The organism is Shimia sp. FJ5, assembly GCF_032918335.1.
GTDB classification, from domain to species: domain Bacteria; phylum Pseudomonadota; class Alphaproteobacteria; order Rhodobacterales; family Rhodobacteraceae; genus Shimia; species Shimia aestuarii_A.
On the sequence record NZ_JAWJUV010000001.1, the window covers coordinates 705,330 to 727,743 of the forward strand.

Sequence of the window (22,414 nt, forward strand, 5' to 3'; positions counted from 1 at the left end):
CGTGGGAGACATGTTCGATGGGGCGCGCGACGGCGTCTTGCGGACACATAGGAGACGCGGCAATGAAACTAGAGTCCAAATTCATCCCGACCAGCGACGATGCGCGCCAGAACCGGGAGGCGCATCTCGAGGCGCTGGGCGTGGCGGCCGAGGCGGCTGCGGCAGCGACGGCGGGTGGCGGGGAGCGTGCGCGCGAACGCCATGTGAGCCGGGGCAAAATGTTGCCGCGTGAACGGGTGGCGAACCTGCTCGATCCGGGTGCGCCCTTTCTCGAGATCGGGGCGACGGCTGCGCATGATATGTATGACAACGCTGCGCCGGGCGCAGGGGTCATTGCCGGGATTGGCCGGGTGCAGGGTCAGGAAGTCATGGTGGTGTGCAACGACGCGACCGTGAAGGGCGGCACCTATTTCCCGATGACCGTCAAGAAACACCTGCGCGCGCAGGAGATCGCAGAGCAGTGTCAATTGCCTTGTATCTATCTCGTGGACTCGGGCGGGGCGAACCTGCCGCAACAGGATGAGGTTTTTCCGGACCGCGATCACTTTGGCCGTATCTTCTTTAATCAGGCCAATATGAGCGCCAAGGGCATTCCGCAGATTGCCGTGGTGATGGGGTCTTGTACGGCGGGTGGCGCCTATGTTCCGGCGATGTCGGATGTGACGATTATCGTGAAAGAACAAGGCACTATCTTCCTTGCCGGGCCGCCGCTTGTGAAGGCGGCGACGGGGGAGGTTGTCTCTGCCGAAGACCTTGGGGGCGGTGATGTGCATACGCGGCTTTCGGGTGTGGCGGATTACCTTGCCGAGGACGACGCGCATGCGCTGGCGCTGGCGCGGCGTGCGGTGGGGCATCTCAACCGGTCCAAGCCGAGCACCGTGACTTGGCAGAGCCCAGAAGAGCCGGCCTATGACCCGGAAGAAATCCTTGGCGTGGTGCCTGCGGGGCTGCGCACGCCCTATGACATTCGCGAGGTGATTGCGCGTGTGGTCGATGGGTCGCGGTTCGATGAATTCAAGCCGCGCTTTGGCGAGACGCTGGTCACCGGCTTTGCCCATGTGAAGGGTTGTCCGGTGGGGATCGTGGCCAACAATGGCGTGCTCTATTCCGAAAGCGCAGCAAAGGGCGCGCATTTCGTCGAGCTTTGCTCGCAACGCGGTATCCCTTTGGTATTTCTGCAAAATATCACTGGCTTCATGGTCGGGCAGAAATACGAGGCGGAAGGGATCGCGCGGCATGGGGCCAAGATGGTCACCGCTGTGGCGACCACGAAAGTGCCGAAAATCACTATGCTTGTCGGCGGCTCCTTTGGGGCAGGGAACTATGGCATGGCCGGGCGCGCCTATAGCCCGCGGTTCCTGTGGACATGGCCCAACAGCCGCATCTCGGTGATGGGCGGAGAGCAGGCGGCGGGGGTTTTGGCCACCGTGAAACGCGACGCGATCGAGCGCCAAGGCGGGGAATGGTCGGCCGAGGAGGAGGCGGATTTCAAGAAGCCGACGCTCGATATGTTCGAGCATCAGAGCCATCCTCTCTATGCTTCGGCACGGCTTTGGGATGACGGGATTGTCGACCCGCGCAAGACCCGCGACGTGCTTGCGCTGAGCCTGTCGGCCTCGCTCTGCGCACCGGTGGAAGAGACGAAATTCGGCGTGTTCCGGATGTAAAACCGGGGTCTGCATCGCGTCGGTATCACGTCGGTATTGCGTCGGTGCGCCTCAAGGCCCGGACAAGGCCAAACCAGATAGGGAGTTGAAATCATGTTCAACAAGATCCTGATTGCGAACCGGGGCGAGATCGCCTGCCGGGTGATGGAAACGGCCCGGAGCATGGGCGTTAAGACCGTGGCGGTTTATTCCGATGCGGATGCCGAGGCCAAGCATGTGGCAATGGCGGACGAAGCGGTGCACATCGGTGGCGCGGCACCGGCGGAAAGCTACCTCAAGGGCGATGTGATCATTGCGGCGGCCAAGGAAACGGGGGCCGAGGCGATCCATCCGGGCTATGGCTTCCTGTCGGAGAACCCGGATTTCGTGGATGCGGTCGAGAAAGCCGGTTTGGTCTTTATCGGCCCATCGGCGGAGGCGATCCGCAAGATGGGTCTCAAGGATGCGGCCAAGGCGTTGATGGAAGAAGCCGGTGTGCCGGTCGTACCGGGCTATCACGGGGACAATCAGGATGCGGCGTTCCTTGCCGAACAGGCGGGCAAGATTGGCTATCCGGTGCTCATCAAAGCCGTGGCGGGCGGCGGCGGCAAGGGGATGCGCCTTGTCGAGGACGCGAAGGACTTTGCCGATGCACTGGCAAGCGCACAGGGCGAGGCGACGACGGCCTTTGGCAATCCGGACGTGCTCATCGAGAAATATGTGACCCAGCCGCGTCATATCGAGGTGCAGGTCTTTGGGGATGGCACCCACGCGGTGCATCTTTTTGAGCGCGATTGCTCGCTTCAGCGGCGTCACCAGAAGGTCATCGAGGAGGCGCCTGCGCCGGGGATGAGCCTTGAGGTGCGCGAGGCGATGGGACAGGCGGGTGTGCGTGCCGCCGAGGCCATCGGCTATAAGGGCGCGGGCACGGTTGAATTCATCGTGGACGGCTCGGACGGGCTGCGCACGGATGGATTCTGGTTCATGGAGATGAACACGCGGCTACAGGTGGAGCATCCGGTGACCGAGGCGATCACGGGCGTGGATCTCGTGGAGTGGCAGCTCCGTGTGGCGGCAGGCGAGAGCCTTCCGGCGGCGCAGGATGAGCTTGCCATCTATGGCCATAGTTTCGAGGTCCGTCTTTATGCCGAGGATGTGCCGAAGGGCTTCCTTCCGGCGACCGGGACGCTTTCGCATCTGCAATTCCCGGACGGGGCGCGTTCGGACAGCGGCGTGCGCTCGGGTGACACGATCAGCCCCTTCTACGATCCGATGATCGCCAAGATCATCACTCACGGGCCGACCCGTGCCGTGGCGTTGTCGCGGATGAAGACCGCGCTTTCGGAGACGCAGGTCGGCGGCACGGTGACGAACCTTGCATTCCTCGGGGCGCTTTGCGGCCATGAGGGCTTTGCTGCCGGGGAGGTCGATACCGGCCTCATCGCGCGTGATCTCGACAGTCTTGTGCAGGATATCACCCCGAACGCGGCGCAGGTGGCCTGGGCCGGAATGGCGGCGCTTGGGCTTGATACGCTGGCACCGGTCGAAGGGGGGTTCACCCTTTGGGCGCCGCTCGCCCGCGCGGTCAAGATGTCCCATGGCGAAGAGGTGTTCGACGTGAAGGTCATGATGGACGGCGCGCACCGGGCCGAGGTTCTGGTCGGTGAGACGACAGTCAAGGCAGAGCGGATCGGTGGCGGTTGGCATTTCGACGGCAAGCGCGCGGCGCCGGTCGTGGTCAAGGGGGGCAAGGTCAGCCTTTTTGCCAACTACGGGATCGAGTTTGACGTGGTGGATCCGCTTCAGGTCGCGGCGGAAGCCGGGGCGGGAGGCAATGTGATCGCCGCGCCGATGCCGGGCCTTGTGAAGGCGATTTTCGCGGAAGCCGGCCAAGAGGTCAAAGAGGGCGACCGCCTTGCGATCCTCGAAGCAATGAAGATGGAACACTCGCTTCTTGCGGTGCGCGACGGGGTGGTGGCCGAGGTTCTGGCCCATGCCGGCGATCAGGTGCAGGAAGGTGCGGCGCTGATCCAGCTTGTGGAGGAAGAAGAGGACGCGGCGGCATGATCCGCCTGCATCATATCCCGTTCTCACGCTCTTTCCGGATTCTCTGGCTTCTCGAAGAGATGGGGCTTCGGGCCGAGCTCAAGAGCTATGCGATTACCGATGGCTCGTTGCGCGCCGCCGAGTTCAAGGCGATCTCGCCCGTGGGGCGGGTGCCTGCGCTCGAGATTGACGGGCAGACGATCTATGAAAGCGGGGCGATTGTTGAATACCTGACCGAGACGCGGCCCGAACATGGGTTGGGGCGGCTGCCGGGGGATGCGGAGCGCGTGCCCTATCTTGAGTGGCTGGGCTTTGCCGAGACGCAGGCGAGCATCATCGGCTCGCTCAATATGCAACAGCTCTTCATGGGGGATCCGACGCCCGCAGCACCGGAGACGATCCAGCTTGAGACCGCGCGGCTTGCCTCGACGATCAAGGCGATGGACCGGGTGCTTGAGGCGCGCGACTGGCTCTTGCCGTCAGGGTTCTCAGCCGCGGATACAATGATGGGGTTCAATCTCTTTGCTGCGCCTTATTATGTGCGGTTCGACAAATACCCGAATGTTGCGGCCTATGTAGAACGGATCGCGGCACGGCCTGCTTATCGCGAGGCGCGCGCGCTTGATGGCGAGCAGAGTTTTTACCGCAAGGATTTCTATGAGGTGCCCAATGGCTGAGACGGTTGAGATTTTCGAGATGGGGCCGCGCGATGGCCTGCAGAATGAAAAGCGGCTGATCCCGACGGATGAAAAAATCGCCTTGGTCGATTGCCTCAGCCGGGCCGGGTTTCGCCGGATCGAGATTGCGAGTTTCGTGAGCCCGAAATGGGTGCCGCAGATGGCCGATAGTGCGGATGTGCTTGCCGGGATCACGCGGGCCGAGGGCGTTTCTTATGCGGCGCTGACGCCGAATATGCGCGGCTTTGAGGGCGCGGTGGCGGCCAAGGCGGATGAAATCGCGGTGTTCGGGTCGGCCTCGGAAGGGTTTTCCAAGGCCAATATCAACGCCAGCATCGCGGAATCGATCGAACGCTTTGTGCCAGTGATCGAGGCTGCCAAGGCGATTGGGCTGCCGGTGCGGGGCTATGTCTCTTGCGTCACGGACTGTCCCTATGACGGCAAGGTTGCGCCGGAGAGCGCGGCGCGGGTGGCGAAGATGCTTTTTGATCTTGGGTGTTACGAGGTTTCCCTTGGCGACACGATCGGACAGGGCACGCCGGAGAGCATTGGAGCGATGCTCGATGCGGTGATTGCGGAGGTGCCAGCCGAGAAGCTTGCCGGACACTATCACGACACGAGCGGCCGGGCGCTCCTCAATATCGAGGCCTCGCTTGAAAAGGGCTTGCGCGTCTTTGATGCGGCGGTCGGCGGTCTGGGTGGATGCCCCTATGCGCCGGGCGCTAAGGGCAACGTGGCGACGGAAGCGGTTCATGAGCGGCTGACGGCGCTTGGCTATGAGACAGGCCTTGATGCGACGGTCCTTGCCGAAGCGGCGGAGATGGCGCGCGAGATGCGGAAGGGAGACTGAAATGTTTGAGACAGTGACGATCGAGACGGATGCGCGGGGCGTCGCGACGCTGACGCTCAACCGCCCGGAAAAGCACAATGCGATGTCGGGGCAGATGCTCGACGACCTGAAAGCCGCGGCAGAACAGCTTGCGGCGGATGACGCGGTGCGGGTGGTGATCCTGACCGGTGCGGGCAAGAGTTTCTGTGCGGGTGGTGATCTTGCGTGGATGCGGGCGCAGATGGATATGGACCCAGAGACGCGGGGCCGTGAGGCGCGCAAGCTCGCTGAGATGCTTCAGGCGCTGAACACGTTGCCCAAACCGTTGATCGGCAAGGTGCAGGGCAATGCCTTTGGCGGCGGTGTCGGCATGGCAAGCGTTTGCGACGTGACCATTGGGGCGGACACGGTTCTCATGGGGCTGACCGAGACCAAGCTGGGCCTGATCCCGGCCACGATTGGGCCCTATGTCGTCTCGCGCATGGGCGAAGCGATGGCGCGGCGGGTGTTTATGTCGGCGCGTCTCTTCAAGGCGGAGGAGGCGGTGACACTTGGCCTTCTCGCCAAGGCGGTTCCGGCAGAAGAGCTCGATGCGGCGGTCGAGGCGGAAGTGGCCCCTTATATGAACTGTGCCCCCGGTGCGGTGGCTTCGGCCAAGGCGCTGACCCGTGCGCTTGGACCGCGGATTGATGACGAGATCATCGACATGACCATCCAGGCGCTGGTCAATGCGTGGGAAGGCGACGAGGCGCCGGAGGGCATTTCGGCCTTCTTTGAAAAACGCAAAGCGTCTTGGGTCCGCAGCTAGGGCGCAGGCCAGGTGCACTGAGATTCTTGCTAGCGCAAACATCGTTTCGCCCGCCCTGCTGTTTTTGCCGGGCGGGTTTTCTTTTTGATCGGCAGACAATATCGCCAGCGCGCTTTTGGCGCAGTTCACGCGATTCGAGACGAATCCAAGGTGACAGATGCATGTTTTCGCATCTGCGGAATTTTCCCTTTGCAAGCGCGGCAAGGGCCGGAAAGGGAAAGAAAATATTTCCTGCCACATTTTCTTGCGGCGCGCGAAACGCTGCGCATACCGTTGTATATGTTGAAAAATCGCAACGATTTCATGAATGTGAATATGTCCTGTGCGAGTTGACCCCCAAGGGGGGCAGGATTAAACCCTTCCTTAGTCACATCAGCCATTTGACTGCGCACCCTCGGGCACGCGCATGAAAGGAGCCACACTTGGAAGAGATGCTGCGGGAATATCTTCCCATTCTCGTCTTTCTGGCCGTCGCTGTCGCACTAGGCCTCGTCCTGATCCTCGCCGCTGTTGTTCTTGCCGTTCGTCGGCCCGACCCCGAGAAGGTCAGCGCCTATGAATGCGGCTTTAACGCTTTTGACGACGCGCGGATGAAATTCGACGTTCGGTTCTACCTTGTGTCGATCCTGTTCATCATTTTCGATCTCGAGATCGCGATGCTGTTTCCGTGGGCCGTGGGCTTCAAGGACATCAGCATGGTCGGCTTCTGGTCGATGATGGTGTTCCTCGGGGTTCTGACCATCGGCTTTGCCTATGAATGGAAGAAGGGAGCCTTGGAATGGGAGTGATGACGGGAGCCAACACTGCCGGGGCCGACCGCGAGGTCGCCACGCAGGCGCTCAACACTGAATTGCAGGATAAGGGCTTTATCCTGACCTCGACCGAAGACATCATCAATTGGGCGCGCACCGGCTCGCTGCACTGGATGACCTTCGGGCTCGCCTGTTGCGCGGTCGAGATGATGCAGCTTTCCATGCCGCGGTATGACCTCGAGCGCTTTGGCACCGCGCCGCGCGCCAGCCCGCGCCAGTCGGACCTGATGATCGTGGCCGGGACGCTTACCAATAAGATGGCCCCGGCGCTGCGCAAGGTTTATGACCAGATGCCGGAGCCGCGTTATGTTCTGTCCATGGGCTCTTGTGCCAATGGCGGGGGCTATTACCACTATTCCTATAGCGTCGTGCGGGGCTGTGACCGGATTGTGCCGGTCGATGTCTACGTGCCCGGCTGTCCGCCCACGGCGGAGGCGCTGCTTTATGGCATCATGCAGTTGCAACGCAAGATCCGCCGCACGGGGACGATCGAAAGATGAGCGACGAGGCACTGAACGAACTTGGGACGCATATCGAATTGAAGCGTCCGGATTGCGTGCTTGGCTGGGACGTGAGTCATGGCGAGCTAAACGTGGATGTGGTGCCGGGCGGCATTGCGGGTTTCGTGGAGTTCCTCAAGACCGATGCTTCCTGCCGCTTTACCCAGATGCTCGACATCACGGGCGTGGATTACCCAGAACGCGCCAAGCGGTTCGACGTGGTTTATCACATGCTGTCGATGGCGCAGAACCAACGCATCCGCCTTCGGGTCTCGGTGCGCGAGGACGAGGTTGTGCCGTCGATCACGGGCGTCTTCCCCTCGGCCGATTGGTACGAGCGTGAGACCTTCGATATGTATGGCATCATCTTCAGCGACCACCCGGACCTGCGCCGTCTGCTGACGGATTACGGGTTCCGTGGCCATCCGCTGCGCAAGGATTTCCCGACCACGGGCTATACCGAGGTGCGCTATGACGAGGTGCAGAAGCGCGTTGTCTATGAGCCGGTGAAACTGCCGCAGGAATACCGCCAGTTCGACTTCATGAGCCCATGGGAAGGGGCGCAATATATCCTTCCGGGCGACGAGAAAGAGGGGGCGAAATGATGGACGGCTCCAAAGGTTTCGAAGACGCCCTGACGGGCGAGCAGAAAATCCGCAACTTCAACCTCAACTTCGGCCCGCAACACCCGGCGGCGCACGGGGTTTTGCGGCTTGTGCTCGAGCTTGACGGCGAGATCGTGGAACGCTGCGATCCGCATATTGGCTTGCTGCATCGCGGGACGGAAAAGCTCATGGAGAGCCGGACCTACCTGCAAAACCTGCCGTATTTCGACCGTCTCGACTACGTGGCACCGATGAATCAGGAACATTCCTGGTGCCTGGTTATCGAGAAGCTTGCAGGCATTGAGGTGCCGCGGCGTGGTCAGCTTTTGCGGGTTCTGTTCTCAGAGATTGGCCGTATCCTGAGCCACCTTCTCAACATCACCACGCAGGCGATGGACGTCGGCGCGCTAACCCCGCCGCTTTGGGGCTTTGAAGAGCGCGAGAAGCTCATGGTGTTCTACGAGCGCGCCTGTGGTGCGCGGATGCACGCCAACTATTTCCGCCCCGGTGGGGTTCATCAGGATGTGCCGGACAAGCTTCTTGATGATATCGAGGAATGGGCGATCGAGTTCCCGTCGATGATCGACGATATTGACGGGCTTCTGACCGAGAACCGCATTTTCAAACAGCGCAACGTCGATATCGGCGTGGTGGATCGCGACTCGGTCGAGGCCTATGGCATGACCGGCGTCATGGCGCGCTCGGCGGGGCTTGCTTGGGACTTGCGCCGCGCGCAGCCCTATGAATGCTACGACGAGTTCGAATTCCAGATCCCGGTTGGCAAGAACGGCGATTGCTATGATCGCTACCTGATGCGCATGGAAGAGATGCGCCAATCCACGAGCATCATTCGCCAGTGCATCGTCAAGCTGCGCGAGGCGACCGGGGATGTGCTGGCACGTGGCAAATACACGCCGCCGAAGCGCACCGAGATGAAAACTTCGATGGAGAGCCTGATCCATCACTTCAAGCTTTACACCGAAGGGTTCCACGTGCCCGCGGGCGAGGTCTATTGCGCCGTGGAAGCGCCCAAGGGCGAGTTCGGCGTTTACCTTGTCGCCGATGGCACCAACAAACCCTACCGCGCCAAGATCAGCTGTGCCGGATATCGCCACTTGCAGGCGATGGATTACATCGCGACGGGCCATCAGCTCGCCGATGTGGCCGCGATCATCGGCACGATGGACATCGTTTTTGGGGATATTGACCGCTAATGCTTCGTCGTCTTCATTCTGAACAACCCGAGAGCTTTGCCTTTACGCCCGCCAATCAGGCCTGGGCCGAGGCGCAGATCACCAAGTATCCCGAAGGGCGGCAAGCCAGCGCTGTGATCCCGCTTTTGTGGCGGGCGCAGGAGCAGGAGGGCTGGGTCACGAAACCGGCCATCGAGTCCATCGCGGAGATGCTCGACATGGCCTATATTCGTGTGCTTGAGGTCGCGTCCTTCTACTTCATGTTCCAGCTTCAGCCGGTTGGATCGGTCGCCCATATTCAGATTTGCGGCACGCTGAGCTGTATGATCTGTGGCGCGGAAGATCTGATGGAGGTCTGCAAGGAAAAGATCGCGCCGACGCCGCACACGCTTTCGGCGGATGGCAAGTTTTCGTGGGAAGAGGTCGAATGTCTTGGGGCCTGTGCCAACGCGCCGATGGCGCAGATCGGCAAGGACTACTACGAGGACATGACGGCAGAGGGTTTTGCCCAGCTTCTCGACGATCTCGCGGCGGGCAAGGTGCCTGCGCCGGGTCCGATGAATGGCCGTTTCGCCTCCGAGCCGCTTTCCGGGCTGACCAGCCTTAAGGAATATGACTCGGGCCACACGAAATACAACGCCTCGGCGCAGCTTGCGACGGATATCGGCGACACGGTGAAACGGATCGACGGCACCGAGGTGCCTTTGACGACGCCGTGGGTTGGCGCGGATGGCACGGTTGCGGGGCGCTCGCCCGGCAAGGCCCAACCGCCGAAAGCCCCCGACACCCCGAAACCGGCGGCGAAACAGGCCGAAGAGGCCAAGAAAGCCTCGAAAGCCCCGGCGAAGAAAGCCGCAAAACCCGCGGCCAAACCGGCAGCTGCGGTGGCAGAGGTCGAAGAGAAAGCCCCGGAAACGCTTGGCGCGGCGCGCGACGGCGGTGCGGACGATCTCAAGAAGATCAAGGGCGTGGGGCCGAAGCTCGAAGAGACGCTCAATGCGCTTGGCTTCTATCACTATGATCAGATCGCGAAATGGACCGAGGCAGAAATCGCTTGGGTCGATAACCGTTTGAAATTCAAGGGTCGTATCGAGCGTGATGGCTGGATCGATCAGGCAAGAACCCTTGCGGAAGGCGGCGAGACCGCGTTCTCCAAGAAAGTCGACAAGGGCAACGTATACTAAGAAGACCAAAGGACAAAGAATAGCTTAACAGGGGATAGTACCATGGCTCAGAATGACACATCGAAGTGCAGAAATGTCTGCTGGATCGTCGGAATCATCGGCGGCGTAATCGCGTTTTTCCTATTGAAAGGTGCGATGGCGACGTTGTTGGCGCTCATTTTGGCTGTGGTCGTGGCAGTTTGCCTTGGGTTTATCCTTATCAAAGCATTCTGTGCCAAGGACGAGGCCGCCGCAGTGAGCGCGCCTGCCGCGCCGAAGGCAGCCCCGGCGAGCACGCCAGCCGCGCCGAAAGCCGAGCCCGCACCTGCGCCGAAAGCCGAGCCCGCACCCGCACCGGAAGCCGCGCCCGCGCCTGCCGCCGAGTCGGCCCCGGCAGCAGCGCCGGTGGAAACACCCGTGGCAGCGGCGTCGACAGGTCCGGACGACCTCAAGAAGCTCAAGGGCGTGGGTCCGAAGATCGAAGAGAAGCTCAATGCGGCAGGCGTGACCAGCTTTGCGCAGATCGCGGCATGGGATGCCGATGATATTGCCAAGATGGACGATCTGCTTGCCTTCAAGGGTCGTATCGCACGCGATGGCTGGGTCGAGCAGGCCAAGACGCTCGCCTCGGGCGGCTCGACCGACTTTGCCAAGCGCGTTGAAGACGGCGACGTGTATTGAGGATGGAACAAGGGATGGCGGAACACGAGCGGAACAGCGAACAGGCACGCAAGGGGCGGATCGTCGCCATTGTGATTGCAGGCACGGCGCTGTTCTGGATCGCCGCCACCTTTATCGGGGCCGAGATGGGCCTGAGCCAACGGGTTCGGGCGCTGTTCGACCTCATTGCGCTAGGGGGCTTCGTGCTCGCACTGGCGATGATTTATCAGATCTGGCGTCAGCGCCAGAAGAACGAAGGGTAACGGGATGCTCAAGGACCAGGACCGTATCTTTACCAATCTCTACGGCATGCATGACCGCAGCCTTGCAGGCGCGAAACAGCGTGGCCATTGGGATGGCACGGCAAAGATCATCCAGAACGGCCGCGATTGGATCATCGACCAGATGAAAGCCTCCGGTCTGCGCGGGCGAGGCGGGGCAGGGTTCCCGACCGGCCTCAAATGGTCCTTCATGCCCAAGGAAAGCGACGGGCGTCCGGCTTATCTCGTAGTGAACGCAGATGAATCCGAGCCGGGCACCTGTAAAGACCGCGAGATCATGCGCCATGATCCGCACACTTTGATCGAGGGCTGCCTGATCGCATCTTTCGCGATGAATGCGAACACCTGCTACATCTATATCCGCGGCGAGTATATCCGCGAGCGCGAGGCGCTCCAGGCGGCAATCGACGAAGCCTATGAAGCGGGCCTTCTGGGGCGCAATGCGGCCGGATCGGGCTGGGACTTTGATCTGTTCCTGCATCATGGCGCAGGTGCTTATATCTGTGGCGAGGAAACCGCGCTTCTTGAGAGCCTTGAGGGTAAGAAGGGCATGCCGCGCATGAAGCCGCCGTTCCCGGCGGGGGCGGGCCTTTATGGCTGTCCGACCACAGTCAACAACGTGGAGTCGATTGCCGTTGTGCCGACGATCCTGCGCCGGGGGCCGGAGTGGTTCGCGGGCTTTGGTCGCGCCAACAACGCGGGCACCAAGCTATTCGCGGTCTCGGGCCATGTGAACAACCCGTGCGTCGTCGAAGAGGCGATGTCGATCTCCTTTGAGGAACTGATCGAAAAGCACTGTGGCGGTATTCGTGGCGGCTGGGACAACCTCCTTGCGGTGATCCCGGGCGGTTCGTCCGTGCCCTGCGTGCGTGGCGAGAACATGCGCGATGCGGTGATGGATTTCGACTACCTGCGCGGTGAGCTTGGCTCGGGTCTTGGCACGGCGGCGGTCATCGTGATGGACAAATCGACCGACATCATCAAGGCGATCTGGCGGCTTTCGAAGTTCTACAAGCACGAGAGCTGTGGCCAGTGCACGCCGTGCCGTGAAGGCACCGGCTGGATGATGCGGGTGATGGATCGCCTTGTGAAGGGCGAGGCCGATATCGAGGAAATCGACATGCTTTGGGACGTGACCAAGCAAGTCGAGGGGCACACGATCTGTGCGCTTGGCGATGCGGCGGCCTGGCCGATCCAAGGCCTCATCCGCAACTTCCGCGAAGAGATCGAAGATCGCATCAAGGCCAACAAGACCGGGCGCATGGGCGCGATGGCGGCGGAATAAAGGTTCGGGGTTCGTGATGAACGATACGCAGACACATATGGCACGCCGGGTGCGGTTCACAATTGCGCTTGTTGGTGCGGTCGCGCTTTTGGCGGGCTGCGCGAACATGCGCGACAAGCTGAGCAACAACGAGAAAGTGACCTTTGATGGGCTCTATTTCGTGACCACGGTGGACCGGCAAGATCGCAAGGAGCGCGAGAAGTTCAAAGTCTTCGTGCGCCAACCGCAGCAATCGCTCGACGCCGCGCGCGAAGCGGGGCGCTACGAAGCGGTGAAATACTGCATCAAGGAATTCGGCACCTCGCAGATCGACTGGGTCAGCGGCCCAGATGTGGAAGACGGTGCGCTTGTCTATGACAACGGCCGGTTGATGTTCGAAGGGGTCTGTAAGCCGTGAGATCCTGTGGCGTCATATCCCTGACGACGACGGCGCGTGTTGCGCTCGCGGGGGCCGTGTTCGCGGCCTGTCTCGCGGCGCCGGTGTCTTCGGCGGCGGCACGCCCACACCTGCGCGAGGCAACGGAGATCAACAACGGGTTGTTCGCCGTCGCGATTGCGCGCGAGATCAAGGATTACTGCCCAACCATCAATGCGCGGTACTTTCGGGCGTTCAACTTTCTGTCGTCGCTCAAACGCAAGGCGCGGGACATGGGGTATTCGGATGCCGAGATCGAAGCCTATGTCGACAACGACGAGGAAAAGGCCCGGTTGCGGGCACGTGGCGAGGCCTATCTCGCCGCAAAGGGCGTCTCCTATGACGACCCGCAGAGCTTTTGCGCGCTGGGGCGCGAAGAAATTCAGAAATCAAGCCAGATCGGCGTGCTGCTGAGAGCGAAATAACCATGTCTGACCTACGCAAGATCATCATTGACGACACGGAAGTCGAGGTTGAGGGCGCGATGACCCTGATCCAGGCCTGCGAGCAGGCTGGGGTCGAGATTCCGCGCTTCTGTTACCATGAGCGGCTGTCCATCGCGGGCAACTGCCGTATGTGCCTTGTCGAAGTCGTCGGCGGACCGCCGAAACCGGCGGCGTCCTGCGCGATGCAGGTGCGTGATCTGCGTCCCGGACCGGAAGGCCAACCGCCGGTCGTCAAGACCAACTCGCCGATGGTCAAGAAGGCGCGCGAAGGGGTGATGGAGTTCATGCTCATCAATCACCCGCTCGATTGCCCGATCTGCGACCAAGGCGGCGAATGCGATCTTCAGGATCAGGCCATGGCCTATGGTATCTCGGACACGCGGTTCCGCGAAGCCAAGCGTGCGGTCGATGATCTTGATCTTGGCCCGCTTGTCGCGACGACGATGACGCGCTGTATCTCGTGCACCCGTTGTGTGCGTTTCACGACCGAAGTCGCGGGGATCACCCAGATGGGCCAGACGGGCCGGGGGGAGGATGCGGAGATCACCAGCTACCTAAACCAGACGCTCGACAGCAATCTTCAGGGCAACATCATCGACCTGTGCCCGGTCGGCGCGCTCACGTCGAAGCCCTATGCGTTTACCGCGCGTCCATGGGAGCTTACCAAGACCGAGACCATCGACGTGATGGACGCACTTGGTTCGAGCATCCGCGTCGATACCAAGGGGCGCGAAGTCATGCGTATCCTGCCGCGCAACCATGACGGCGTGAACGAAGAATGGATTTCCGACAAGACGCGCTTTGTGTGGGACGGGCTGCGTCGTCAGCGGCTTGACCGGCCTTATGTGCGCGAAAACGGCAAGCTGCGCCCGGCAAGCTGGGGCGAGGCGCTGGCTAAGTCGGCAGAGGCGATGAGCGGCAAGAAGGTTGCCGCACTCGTGGGCGATCTGGCCCCGGTCGAAGCGGTTTACGCACTCAAGCAGATCGTTGATGGGCTTGGCGGCACGATTGAATGCCGCACCAACGGCGCAGTGCTGCCTGCGGGCAATCGGTCGGCCTATGTCGGCAACGCGGCAATCGAAGATATCGATAGCGCCAAGGCGGTTTACCTCATCGGCTCGAACCCGAGCGACGAAGCGCCGGTTCTGAACGCCCGTATCCGCAAAGCGTGGATCAAGGGCGCGAATGTGACGGTGGTCGGGCCGAAAGATATGGACCTCACCTACGACTATACCTCTGTCGGGCCGGGGCGTTTGCCGCTGAACCGTCTCGTCAGCGAGGCAAAACCGACCGAGGGAGCGATTGTCATTGTTGGTCAGGGCGCCATTACCGAAGGCGACGGCGTGGCCGTTCTTGGTCAGGCGATGGCGCTGGCTGAAAAGCTTGGTGGCAAGATGCTCGTTCTGCATACGGCGGCGAGCCGCGTGGGGGCGATGGACCTTGGCGCGGTGACCGAAGGCGGTCTCGACGTGGCGATGGAAGGCGCGGAGGTCGTCTTTAACCTTGGCTCGGACGAGATCGAAGTCGGCGAAGGGCCTTTCGTGATCTACCAGGGCAGCCATGGCGACCGTGGCGCGCATCGTGCCGACGTGATCCTGCCGGCGGCGGCCTATACGGAAGAAAACGGTCTTTTCGTCAATACCGAAGGTCGTCCGCAGCTTGCCATGCGCGCAGGTTTCGCACCGGGCGAAGCCAAGGAGAACTGGGCCATCCTGCGGGCGCTGTCTGCGGAGCTCGGCGCGACGCTGCCGTTCGATACGCTGGCGCAGCTGCGTCAGGCGCTCGTGGCCGAAGTGCCGCATCTCGCCAAGATCGATCAGGTGATCGACAATGGCTGGGAGCCGCTTGAAGCCAAGGAACTTGGCAAGGGGGCGTTTGGTCTCGCGGTCAAGGATTTCTACCTCACCAACCCGATTGCACGGGCCAGCGAATTGATGGCCGAGCTTTCGGCCAATGCCCGCGCGCGCAACAGTGCCAAGATGGCGGCCGAGTGAGGAAAATGCAGCTTAACGCCCACATATCCCCGATTGTTCCCGCGCTCGCGCTGGGGCTTTCGGCGTGCCAGCCGGTTTGTTCCGGTGGGGCGTGTGGCTCGGGTGCGGATCTGCCCGAGGCCGAGTATCTCGGAGTCGAGACGCGGCTTCTCGAGGGCGATCTGGTGAATTTCCGTGTCCGCATGGCAGGCCTCGCGACCGAGGCCGACGTGCAGGCATATGCGGAGTGTGCGGCGGCGCAATATGCGCTGATCCGCGGTTTCGGTTTCGCGCGCCATGTGCGCACGCAGGTCAATGAAAACAAGGGGACGTGGCAGGGCGACGCCGTCTACACGATTTCCCCGGCGCTTCCACGCGGGCTCAAGACGATTGACGCAGAAGTCACCGTCGCGAACTGCGCGGAAAACGGCATACCCACGGTGTGAGGACCCATGATTGAATTCTTTACCACCACCAATCTCGGTATCTTCCTGCTCATTGTCGGGCAGGTTCTGCTGATTGTTGTGCCGCTTCTCGTGGCGCTCGCGTTCTTGCTCTATGGCGACCGCAAGATCTGGGCCGCGGTGCAGATGCGCCGGGGGCCGAACGTTGTCGGCACCTTTGGCCTTTTGCAGAGTTTCGCGGACTTCGTGAAATATGCGGTCAAGGAGATCGTCTATCCGGCAGGGGCCGACAAGGTCGTGTTCCTCATGGCGCCGCTGGTGAGCCTCGTGATGGCGCTCATCGCATGGGCCGTGATCCCGTTCAACGATGGCTGGGTGCTTTCGGATATCAACGTGGCAATCCTCTATGTGTTCGCGGTCTCCTCGCTTGAGGTTTACGGCGTCATCATGGGCGGTTGGGCCTCGAACTCGAAATATCCGTTCCTCGGCTCATTGCGCTCCGCCGCGCAAATGATTTCCTACGAGGTCTCCATCGGCCTCATCATCATCGGCGTCATCATCTCGACCGGGTCGATGAACTTTGGCGATATCGTCAATGCGCAGAAGGGCGATTACGGCATCTTCTCGTGGTACTGGCTGCCGCATTTCCCGATGCTGTTCCTGTTCCTGATCTCGGCCATGGCGGAGACGAACCGTCCGCCGTTCGACCTTCCGGAAGCGGAATCCGAACTCGTCGCAGGCTATCAGGTGGAATATTCCTCGACGCCGTTCCTTCTCTTCATGATTGGCGAATACGTGGCGATCGTGCTGATGTGTGCGCTCACCTCGCTTCTGTTCCTTGGTGGCTGGCTCTCGCCCATTCCGGGGCTGCCGGATGGCATCCTTTGGATGTTCTCCAAGATGCTCTTTGTCTTCTTCATCTTCTCGATGGTGAAGGCGATCACGCCGCGCTATCGCTATGACCAACTGATGCGTATTGGCTGGAAAGTGTTCCTGCCCATGTCGCTCGTCTGGGTTGTGATCGTGGCGTTCCTTGCAAAATTCGAAGCGTTCGGCGGTGCCTATGCCCGCTGGGCGATTGGAGGCTAAACCCATGGCGAATATCGATTATCGACGCGCCGCAGGCTACTTCCTGCTCAGTGACTTCATCGGGGGCTTCAAGCTTGGTCTGAAGTATTTCTTCAAACCCAAGGCGACGCTCAACTACCCGCATGAAAAAGGCCCGCTCAGCCCGCGTTTCCGCGGCGAGCACGCACTGCGCCGCTATCCCAATGGGGAAGAGCGCTGCATTGCCTGCAAACTCTGCGAGGCGATCTGTCCGGCGCAGGCGATCACGATTGATGCAGAACCGCGCGAAGACGGCAGCCGCCGCACCACGCGCTATGACATCGACATGACCAAGTGCATCTATTGCGGCTTCTGCCAAGAGGCCTGCCCGGTGGATGCGATTGTAGAGGGGCCGAATTTCGAATTCGCCACCGAGACCCGCGAAGAGCTTTTCTATGACAAGGCGAAGCTTCTGGAGAACGGTGAACGTTGGGAAGCCGAGATCGCCCGCAATATCGAACTGGACGCGCCGTACCGATGAACGACAAGACGAACCCCTTTGAAGCGATGATCGCGCAGTATCAGGAGATGGCGAAGACCCTCAATCCTGCGATGGAGTCGTTTACCCCGAAGGGGTTTGAATCCCTGTGGCCGACCATGCCCAAGGACGTGATGGAGATGTTCTTTGGCAAGACGCTCAACAAAGACGGGCTTGATGCCAAGACCCGGCTTCTCCTGACGCTTGGCGCGCTGACCGTGCTTGGCGCGCAGGCCGAGAGCCAAATCCGCATGACTGTGCGCCACCTTCTCGAGGCGGGCGCCACGAAACAAGAAATCGTCGAGACCATCGGCCAGATGTCGATGTTCGCCGGCATTCCCGCCATGACCAAGGCGATGGAACTCGTCCAGGAAGTGCTGGACGCAAACGAGGAAAGTGACACATGAGTATCGCAGCACTGGCCTTTTATCTTTTCGCGCTCTGCGTGATCGCAGGCGGGCTTTTCACCGTCATCAGCCGTAACCCGGTGCATTCCGTGCTCTGGCTCATCCTGGCGTTCCTGTCGTCGGCGGGGCTTTTCGTCCTGCTTGGGGCGGAGTTCGTCGCGATGCTTCTCATCATCGTCTACGTCGGCGCGGTCGCGGTGCTGTTCCTGTTCGTGGTGATGATGCTCGACGTGGATTTCGCCGAGTTGAAAGCGGGCATGGCGCAATATCTGCCGGTCGCGCTCTTGATCGGGGTGATCCTCCTGATGCAGCTCGGCATGGCGGTGGGCGTCTGGCAAGCGTCGGACGTTGCCGAGGCACAACGTGCCGCCGTGACGCCGGACGGGGTCGAGAACACCGCCGCGCTTGGGCATCTCATCTATGACAAATATTTCCTTCTGTTCCAGCTTGCCGGTCTGATCCTGCTTGTGGCGATGATCGGGGCCATCGTGCTCACGCTGCGCCATCGCAAAGACATCAAGCGTCAGAACGTGCTCGAACAGATGTGGCGCGATCCGGCGAAGGCGATGGAACTCAAGGACGTGAAACCGGGGCAGGGGCTTTGATGGGCTTTGCAAGCTGGTTGGCAATCGGGATTGCAGTCGCAACTGCGGTCTGGGCCGGGGCCAGAACCCGGCGAACAAAAAAAGAGAACGAGGGACCAAAATGATTGGGCTTGAACATTACCTGACAGTGGCGGCGACGCTTTTTGTCATCGGCATCTTCGGCCTCTTCCTGAACAGGAAGAACGTCATCATCCTTTTGATGTCGATCGAACTCATGCTGCTTTCGGTCAATATCAACCTCGTGGCTTTCTCGAGCTTCCTTGGCGATCTCGTCGGGCAGGTCTTTACGCTCTTCGTGCTGACCGTTGCGGCGGCAGAAGCGGCGATTGGCCTCGCGATCCTCGTCGCCTTCAACCGCAACCGTGGCACGATCGCGGTCGAAGACGTCAACGTGATGAAAGGCTAAGGGCAGATGGAAAAGATCATTCTCTTCGCCCCGCTTGTCGGCAGCCTCATTGGCGGCTTTGGCTGGCGGTTGATCGGCGAAAAGGGCGCGCAATATGTGACGACGGGGCTTCTTTTCCTGTCTTGCGTGCTTTCCTGGGTCGTGTTCCTGACCCATGGGCCGGAAACCCAACATATCCATATCCTCGACTTCATCCAGTCGGGCACGCTCGATACCTCGTGGTCGATCCGGCTCGACCGGCTGACCTCGATCATGCTTATCGTGGTGACGACGGTTTCGGCGCTGGTCCACCTCTATAGCTTTGGCTACATGGCGCATGATGAGAACTGGAAAGAGGGCGAGGCCTATAAGGCGCGTTTCTTTGCTTACCTCAGCTTCTTCACCTTTGCCATGCTGGCGCTGGTGACCGCCGACAACCTGGTGCAGATGTTCTTTGGCTGGGAAGGTGTGGGGGTCGCGTCCTACCTGCTCATCGGGTTCTACTACAAGAAACCGAGCGCCAACGCGGCGGCGATCAAGGCCTTCGTGGTCAACCGGGTCGGCGATTTCGGCTTTGCGCTTGGGATTTTCGGGCTGTTCTACCTAACGGACTCGATCAAGTTCGACGACGTGTTCGCAGCCGCGCCCGCGCTGGCCGAGACGCAGTTGCATTTCCTGTGGACCGAGTGGAACGCGGCGAACCTTCTGGCCTTCCTGCTGTTCGTCGGCGCGATGGGCAAGTCGGCACAGCTCTTCCTGCACACATGGCTTCCGGACGCGATGGAAGGCCCGACACCGGTGTCGGCGCTGATCCACGCGGCGACCATGGTGACGGCGGGTGTCTTCCTCGTCTGCCGCATGTCGCCCCTGATGGAATATGCGCCCGAGGCGATGGCCTTTGTGACCTTCCTCGGCGCAAGCACAGCCTTTGTCGCGGCAACGATCGGCCTCGTGCAGAACGACATCAAGCGCGTGATCGCCTATTCGACCATGTCGCAGCTTGGCTATATGTTCGTGGCGGCGGGCGTTGGCGTCTACTCGGCGGCGATGTTCCATCTGCTGACGCATGCGTTCTTCAAAGCGATGCTCTTCCTTGGCGCTGGCTCGGTCATTCATGCGATGCATCACGAGCAGGACATGCGCAACTATGGCGCGCTGCGGAAGAAAATCCCCTATACCTTCTGGGCGATGATGATCGGCACGCTGGCCATTACCGGGGTGGGTATTCCGATGACGACCATCGGCTTTGCCGGGTTCCTGTCTAAGGATGCGATCATCGAGAGCGCATGGGCCGGAACGGGCGGTGGGTATGCCTTCTGGATGCTGGTCATCGCGGCGCTGTTCACGGCGTTCTATAGCTGGCGCCTGATCTTCCTCACCTTCTATGGCGAGGCGCGGGGCAACAAGCATACCCACGACCACGCCCATGAAAGCCCGACTGTGATGCTCGTGCCGCTTGGCGTTCTGGCGCTTGGCGCGGTGTTCTCGGGGATGATCTGGTACGGGGTGTTCTTTGGCGACCACCACAAGGTCAACGCCTTCTTCGGCATCGAGGCACACCACGCGGCCGAGGCCGATGCGGGCCACGGGGAGGACGCAGGTCATGGCGACGATGGTCATGCCAAGCCGGACGATCACGGCGACGATCACGCAATGGCCGAAGGTCATGGTATGGCGCCGCAGGGTGCGATCTTCATGGCACCGGACAATCACGTCATCGACGAGGCCCACCACGCCCCGAAATGGGTCAAGGTGAGCCCGTTCGTTGCCATGGTGATCGGTTTCCTGACGGCAGTGTGGTTCTATATCCTGAACCCGGCGTTGCCCAAGCGGCTCGCAGAGGTGCAGCGCCCGCTCTACCTTTTCCTGCTCAACAAGTGGTATTTCGACGAGATCTACGACGCGATCTTCGTCCGTCCGGCACAGGCCCTTGGCCGCTTTCTCTGGAAGCGTGGCGACGGCAATGTCATTGACGGGTCGATCAACGGCGTGGCGATGGGGATCATCCCCTTCTTTACCCGCCTCGCAGGTCGCGCCCAATCCGGCTACATCTTCACTTACGCATTTGCCATGGTGATCGGCATCGTCGTGCTTATCACCTGGATGACGCTCAGCGGAGGAGCGCACTAATGAACGACAGCCTGCTCTCTCTCGTTACCTTCATCCCGGCGCTGGCGGCGGCCATTCTGGCCATCTTCCTGCGTGGGGAGGAGGCCGCAGCGCAGCGCAATGCGAAATGGGTTGCGATGGTGGCCACGGTCATCACCTTCCTCGTCTCGCTCTTTATCCTTGTCGAATTCGACCCCTCCAACACCGGGTTCCAGTTCGTCGAGGAGCGCGAATGGCTTTTGGGCATGAAATACAAGATGGGGGTCGATGGGATCTCTGTTCTGTTCGTGATGCTCACCACCTTCATGATGCCGCTTGTCATCGCCGCCTCCTGGCAGGTCGAGACGCGGGTCAAGGAATACATGATCGCCTTCCTCCTGCTGGAGACGCTCATGCTTGGCGTGTTCATGGCGCTGGACCTTGTGCTCTTCTACCTCTTCTTCGAGGCGGGCCTCATTCCGATGTTCCTCATCATCGGCATCTGGGGCGGGGCGAACCGCATCTATGCGAGCTTTAAGTTCTTCCTCTATACCTTCCTCGGCTCGGTGCTGATGCTGGTTGCGATGGTGGCGATGTTCACCGATGCGGGCACGACGGATATCCCGACGCTCATGAGCCATGAATTCGCCTCCGAGAGCTTTTCGGTCCTTGGCATACATGTGCTTGGCGGGATGCAGACGCTCCTGTTCCTCGCCTTCTTTGCGAGCTTTGCGGTGAAGATGCCGATGTGGCCAGTGCATACCTGGCTTCCGGACGCGCACGTGCAGGCGCCGACGGCGGGTTCGGTCGTGCTTGCAGCGATCCTGCTAAAAATGGGCGGCTATGGCTTCCTGCGCTTCAGTTTGCCGATGTTCCCTGTGGGGGCGGAGGTCATGACCGACCTCGTGCTTTGGATGTCGGCGATCGCCATTGTCTATACCTCGCTGGTCGCGCTGGTGCAGGAGGATATGAAAAAGCTCATCGCGTATTCCTCGGTCGCGCATATGGGTTATGTCACGATGGGTATTTTCGCTGCCAACCAACAGGGGATTGACGGGGCGATCTTCCAGATGCTGAGCCACGGGTTCATCTCGGGCGCGCTCTTCCTCTGTGTGGGCGTGATCTATGACCGGATGCACACCCGCGATATCGACGCCTATGGCGGGCTTGTGACGCGGATGCCGGCCTATGCGTTGATCTTCATGTTCTTCACCATGGCCAACGTTGGCCTGCCGGGCACCTCGGGGTTCATTGGTGAATTCCTGACCCTCATGGGCATCTTCCAGGTCAACACCTGGGTCGCGCTTGTGGCGACCTCGGGCGTGATCTTCTCGGCGGCTTATGCGCTTTGGCTCTATCGCCGGGTCGTGTTTGGCGATCTCATCAAGGAGAGCCTGCGCACGATTTCGGATATGAGCGCGCGCGAGAGATGGATCTTTGCGCCGCTCGTGGCGATGACGCTGATCCTTGGTGTCTATCCGGCACTGATCACCGATATCATCGGGCCTTCGGTTGAAGCCCTGATTTCCAACTACCATGCCGCACTGGGCAGCGCCGCGGACGGGGCGCACCAGATGGCGTCGCATTAAGGAGAGCTTGAG

The 22,414-nt window shown here is 60.8% G+C and carries 24 protein-coding genes; all 24 read left to right on the top strand.

From position 1 onward, the window contains the following. Positions 1-62: 62 nt before the first annotated feature. The 24 genes from R1W01_RS03585 to R1W01_RS03700 all read left to right on the top strand — a co-directional run bounded on the left by R1W01_RS03585 (position 63) and on the right by R1W01_RS03700 (position 22,402). Complete coding sequence (locus R1W01_RS03585) at positions 63-1,667, top strand: carboxyl transferase domain-containing protein (RefSeq protein ID WP_243612338.1); 1,605 nt, start codon at positions 63-65, stop codon at positions 1,665-1,667. A 93-nt stretch (positions 1,668-1,760) separates the two neighbouring features. Further along, a complete protein-coding gene (locus R1W01_RS03590) occupies positions 1,761-3,713 on the top strand; it encodes an acetyl/propionyl/methylcrotonyl-CoA carboxylase subunit alpha (RefSeq protein WP_297756289.1) in 1,953 nt (650 codons plus the stop codon). Further along, positions 3,710-4,369 carry a glutathione S-transferase family protein gene (locus tag R1W01_RS03595; RefSeq protein ID WP_243612340.1) on the top strand — a complete coding sequence of 220 codons (660 nt, stop codon included), beginning with the start codon at positions 3,710-3,712 and terminating at the stop codon, positions 4,367-4,369. Before R1W01_RS03590 ends, R1W01_RS03595 begins: the two co-directional genes overlap by 4 nt. Continuing rightward, positions 4,362-5,219 (top strand): hydroxymethylglutaryl-CoA lyase, encoded by an 858-nt coding sequence (locus tag R1W01_RS03600; RefSeq protein WP_297756286.1) that lies wholly within the window; start codon positions 4,362-4,364, stop codon positions 5,217-5,219. Before R1W01_RS03595 ends, R1W01_RS03600 begins: the two co-directional genes overlap by 8 nt. A gap of 1 nt (position 5,220) precedes the next feature. Then, complete coding sequence (locus R1W01_RS03605) at positions 5,221-6,006, top strand: crotonase/enoyl-CoA hydratase family protein (protein WP_243612342.1); 786 nt, start codon at positions 5,221-5,223, stop codon at positions 6,004-6,006. A gap of 422 nt (positions 6,007-6,428) precedes the next feature. Beyond that, positions 6,429-6,794: an NADH-quinone oxidoreductase subunit A gene (locus R1W01_RS03610; RefSeq protein WP_243612343.1), complete on the top strand. Its 366-nt coding sequence runs from the start codon at positions 6,429-6,431 to the stop codon at positions 6,792-6,794. Continuing rightward, the gene (locus tag R1W01_RS03615; RefSeq protein WP_243612344.1) at positions 6,785-7,318 is read left to right on the top strand and encodes a NuoB/complex I 20 kDa subunit family protein; all 534 of its coding nucleotides are present in this window, start codon (positions 6,785-6,787) and stop codon (positions 7,316-7,318) included. The genes R1W01_RS03610 and R1W01_RS03615 overlap by 10 nt, the downstream gene beginning before the upstream one ends. Continuing rightward, positions 7,315-7,923, top strand: coding sequence for an NADH-quinone oxidoreductase subunit C (locus tag R1W01_RS03620; protein ID WP_243612345.1), 609 nt, complete (start codon positions 7,315-7,317; stop codon positions 7,921-7,923). Before R1W01_RS03615 ends, R1W01_RS03620 begins: the two co-directional genes overlap by 4 nt. Next, entirely contained in the window at positions 7,923-9,137 is a 1,215-nt protein-coding gene (locus R1W01_RS03625; protein ID WP_297756371.1) for an NADH-quinone oxidoreductase subunit D, read from the top strand. Before R1W01_RS03620 ends, R1W01_RS03625 begins: the two co-directional genes overlap by 1 nt. Then, positions 9,137-10,300, top strand: a complete 1,164-nt coding sequence (locus tag R1W01_RS03630; protein ID WP_297756281.1) for an NADH-quinone oxidoreductase subunit E — start codon at positions 9,137-9,139, stop codon at positions 10,298-10,300. Before R1W01_RS03625 ends, R1W01_RS03630 begins: the two co-directional genes overlap by 1 nt. Before the next feature lie 42 nt (positions 10,301-10,342). Then, the gene (locus R1W01_RS03635) at positions 10,343-10,960 is read left to right on the top strand and encodes a helix-hairpin-helix domain-containing protein (RefSeq protein ID WP_297756279.1); all 618 of its coding nucleotides are present in this window, start codon (positions 10,343-10,345) and stop codon (positions 10,958-10,960) included. A 14-nt stretch (positions 10,961-10,974) separates the two neighbouring features. Beyond that, complete coding sequence (locus tag R1W01_RS03640) at positions 10,975-11,202, top strand: DUF5337 domain-containing protein (protein WP_297756278.1); 228 nt, start codon at positions 10,975-10,977, stop codon at positions 11,200-11,202. Between the two features lie 4 nt (positions 11,203-11,206). Beyond that, on the top strand, positions 11,207-12,505 hold the full coding sequence (gene nuoF / locus R1W01_RS03645; protein WP_243612350.1) for an NADH-quinone oxidoreductase subunit NuoF: 1,299 nt from the start codon (positions 11,207-11,209) through the stop codon (positions 12,503-12,505). Between the two features lie 16 nt (positions 12,506-12,521). After that, entirely contained in the window at positions 12,522-12,902 is a 381-nt protein-coding gene (locus R1W01_RS03650; RefSeq protein ID WP_243612351.1) for a hypothetical protein, read from the top strand. Further along, a complete protein-coding gene (locus R1W01_RS03655) occupies positions 12,899-13,345 on the top strand; it encodes a DUF5333 domain-containing protein (protein ID WP_297756275.1) in 447 nt (148 codons plus the stop codon). The genes R1W01_RS03650 and R1W01_RS03655 overlap by 4 nt, the downstream gene beginning before the upstream one ends. A 2-nt stretch (positions 13,346-13,347) precedes the next feature. Beyond that, positions 13,348-15,360 (top strand): NADH-quinone oxidoreductase subunit NuoG, encoded by a 2,013-nt coding sequence (gene nuoG, locus R1W01_RS03660; RefSeq protein WP_297756273.1) that lies wholly within the window; start codon positions 13,348-13,350, stop codon positions 15,358-15,360. A gap of 5 nt (positions 15,361-15,365) precedes the next feature. Next, positions 15,366-15,785, top strand: coding sequence for a hypothetical protein (locus R1W01_RS03665; RefSeq protein WP_243612354.1), 420 nt, complete (start codon positions 15,366-15,368; stop codon positions 15,783-15,785). 6 nt (positions 15,786-15,791) lie between these two features. Beyond that, on the top strand, positions 15,792-16,832 hold the full coding sequence (gene nuoH, locus R1W01_RS03670) for an NADH-quinone oxidoreductase subunit NuoH (RefSeq protein ID WP_297756271.1): 1,041 nt from the start codon (positions 15,792-15,794) through the stop codon (positions 16,830-16,832). 4 nt (positions 16,833-16,836) lie between these two features. Continuing rightward, positions 16,837-17,331 (top strand): NADH-quinone oxidoreductase subunit NuoI, encoded by a 495-nt coding sequence (nuoI, locus tag R1W01_RS03675; protein ID WP_243612356.1) that lies wholly within the window; start codon positions 16,837-16,839, stop codon positions 17,329-17,331. Continuing rightward, positions 17,328-17,735, top strand: coding sequence for a carboxymuconolactone decarboxylase family protein (locus R1W01_RS03680; RefSeq protein ID WP_243612357.1), 408 nt, complete (start codon positions 17,328-17,330; stop codon positions 17,733-17,735). Before nuoI ends, R1W01_RS03680 begins: the two co-directional genes overlap by 4 nt. After that, the gene (locus tag R1W01_RS03685; RefSeq protein ID WP_243612358.1) at positions 17,732-18,340 is read left to right on the top strand and encodes an NADH-quinone oxidoreductase subunit J; all 609 of its coding nucleotides are present in this window, start codon (positions 17,732-17,734) and stop codon (positions 18,338-18,340) included. The genes R1W01_RS03680 and R1W01_RS03685 overlap by 4 nt, the downstream gene beginning before the upstream one ends. 100 nt (positions 18,341-18,440) lie before the next feature. Next, positions 18,441-18,746, top strand: coding sequence for an NADH-quinone oxidoreductase subunit NuoK (nuoK, locus tag R1W01_RS03690; protein ID WP_243612359.1), 306 nt, complete (start codon positions 18,441-18,443; stop codon positions 18,744-18,746). Positions 18,747-18,752: 6 nt separating this feature from the next. Beyond that, the gene (gene nuoL / locus R1W01_RS03695) at positions 18,753-20,855 is read left to right on the top strand and encodes an NADH-quinone oxidoreductase subunit L (protein WP_297756268.1); all 2,103 of its coding nucleotides are present in this window, start codon (positions 18,753-18,755) and stop codon (positions 20,853-20,855) included. Next, positions 20,855-22,402 carry an NADH-quinone oxidoreductase subunit M gene (locus R1W01_RS03700; protein WP_243612361.1) on the top strand — a complete coding sequence of 516 codons (1,548 nt, stop codon included), beginning with the start codon at positions 20,855-20,857 and terminating at the stop codon, positions 22,400-22,402. Before nuoL ends, R1W01_RS03700 begins: the two co-directional genes overlap by 1 nt. The last annotated feature ends 12 nt before the right edge of the window (positions 22,403-22,414 follow it).

Coding starts and splice junctions, on each gene's coding strand:
- R1W01_RS03585 (WP_243612338.1), top strand. CDS start 63: ATGAAACTAGAGTCCAAATTCATCCCGACCAGCGACGATGCGCGCCAG.
- R1W01_RS03590 (WP_297756289.1), top strand. CDS start 1,761: ATGTTCAACAAGATCCTGATTGCGAACCGGGGCGAGATCGCCTGCCGG.
- R1W01_RS03595 (WP_243612340.1), top strand. CDS start 3,710: ATGATCCGCCTGCATCATATCCCGTTCTCACGCTCTTTCCGGATTCTC.
- R1W01_RS03600 (WP_297756286.1), top strand. CDS start 4,362: ATGGCTGAGACGGTTGAGATTTTCGAGATGGGGCCGCGCGATGGCCTG.
- R1W01_RS03605 (WP_243612342.1), top strand. CDS start 5,221: ATGTTTGAGACAGTGACGATCGAGACGGATGCGCGGGGCGTCGCGACG.
- R1W01_RS03615 (WP_243612344.1), top strand. CDS start 6,785: ATGGGAGTGATGACGGGAGCCAACACTGCCGGGGCCGACCGCGAGGTC.
- R1W01_RS03620 (WP_243612345.1), top strand. CDS start 7,315: ATGAGCGACGAGGCACTGAACGAACTTGGGACGCATATCGAATTGAAG.
- R1W01_RS03625 (WP_297756371.1), top strand. CDS start 7,923: ATGGACGGCTCCAAAGGTTTCGAAGACGCCCTGACGGGCGAGCAGAAA.
- R1W01_RS03630 (WP_297756281.1), top strand. CDS start 9,137: ATGCTTCGTCGTCTTCATTCTGAACAACCCGAGAGCTTTGCCTTTACG.
- R1W01_RS03635 (WP_297756279.1), top strand. CDS start 10,343: ATGGCTCAGAATGACACATCGAAGTGCAGAAATGTCTGCTGGATCGTC.
- R1W01_RS03640 (WP_297756278.1), top strand. CDS start 10,975: ATGGCGGAACACGAGCGGAACAGCGAACAGGCACGCAAGGGGCGGATC.
- nuoF (WP_243612350.1), top strand. CDS start 11,207: ATGCTCAAGGACCAGGACCGTATCTTTACCAATCTCTACGGCATGCAT.
- R1W01_RS03650 (WP_243612351.1), top strand. CDS start 12,522: ATGAACGATACGCAGACACATATGGCACGCCGGGTGCGGTTCACAATT.
- nuoG (WP_297756273.1), top strand. CDS start 13,348: ATGTCTGACCTACGCAAGATCATCATTGACGACACGGAAGTCGAGGTT.
- R1W01_RS03665 (WP_243612354.1), top strand. CDS start 15,366: ATGCAGCTTAACGCCCACATATCCCCGATTGTTCCCGCGCTCGCGCTG.
- nuoH (WP_297756271.1), top strand. CDS start 15,792: ATGATTGAATTCTTTACCACCACCAATCTCGGTATCTTCCTGCTCATT.
- nuoI (WP_243612356.1), top strand. CDS start 16,837: ATGGCGAATATCGATTATCGACGCGCCGCAGGCTACTTCCTGCTCAGT.
- R1W01_RS03680 (WP_243612357.1), top strand. CDS start 17,328: ATGAACGACAAGACGAACCCCTTTGAAGCGATGATCGCGCAGTATCAG.
- R1W01_RS03685 (WP_243612358.1), top strand. CDS start 17,732: ATGAGTATCGCAGCACTGGCCTTTTATCTTTTCGCGCTCTGCGTGATC.
- nuoK (WP_243612359.1), top strand. CDS start 18,441: ATGATTGGGCTTGAACATTACCTGACAGTGGCGGCGACGCTTTTTGTC.
- nuoL (WP_297756268.1), top strand. CDS start 18,753: ATGGAAAAGATCATTCTCTTCGCCCCGCTTGTCGGCAGCCTCATTGGC.
- R1W01_RS03700 (WP_243612361.1), top strand. CDS start 20,855: ATGAACGACAGCCTGCTCTCTCTCGTTACCTTCATCCCGGCGCTGGCG.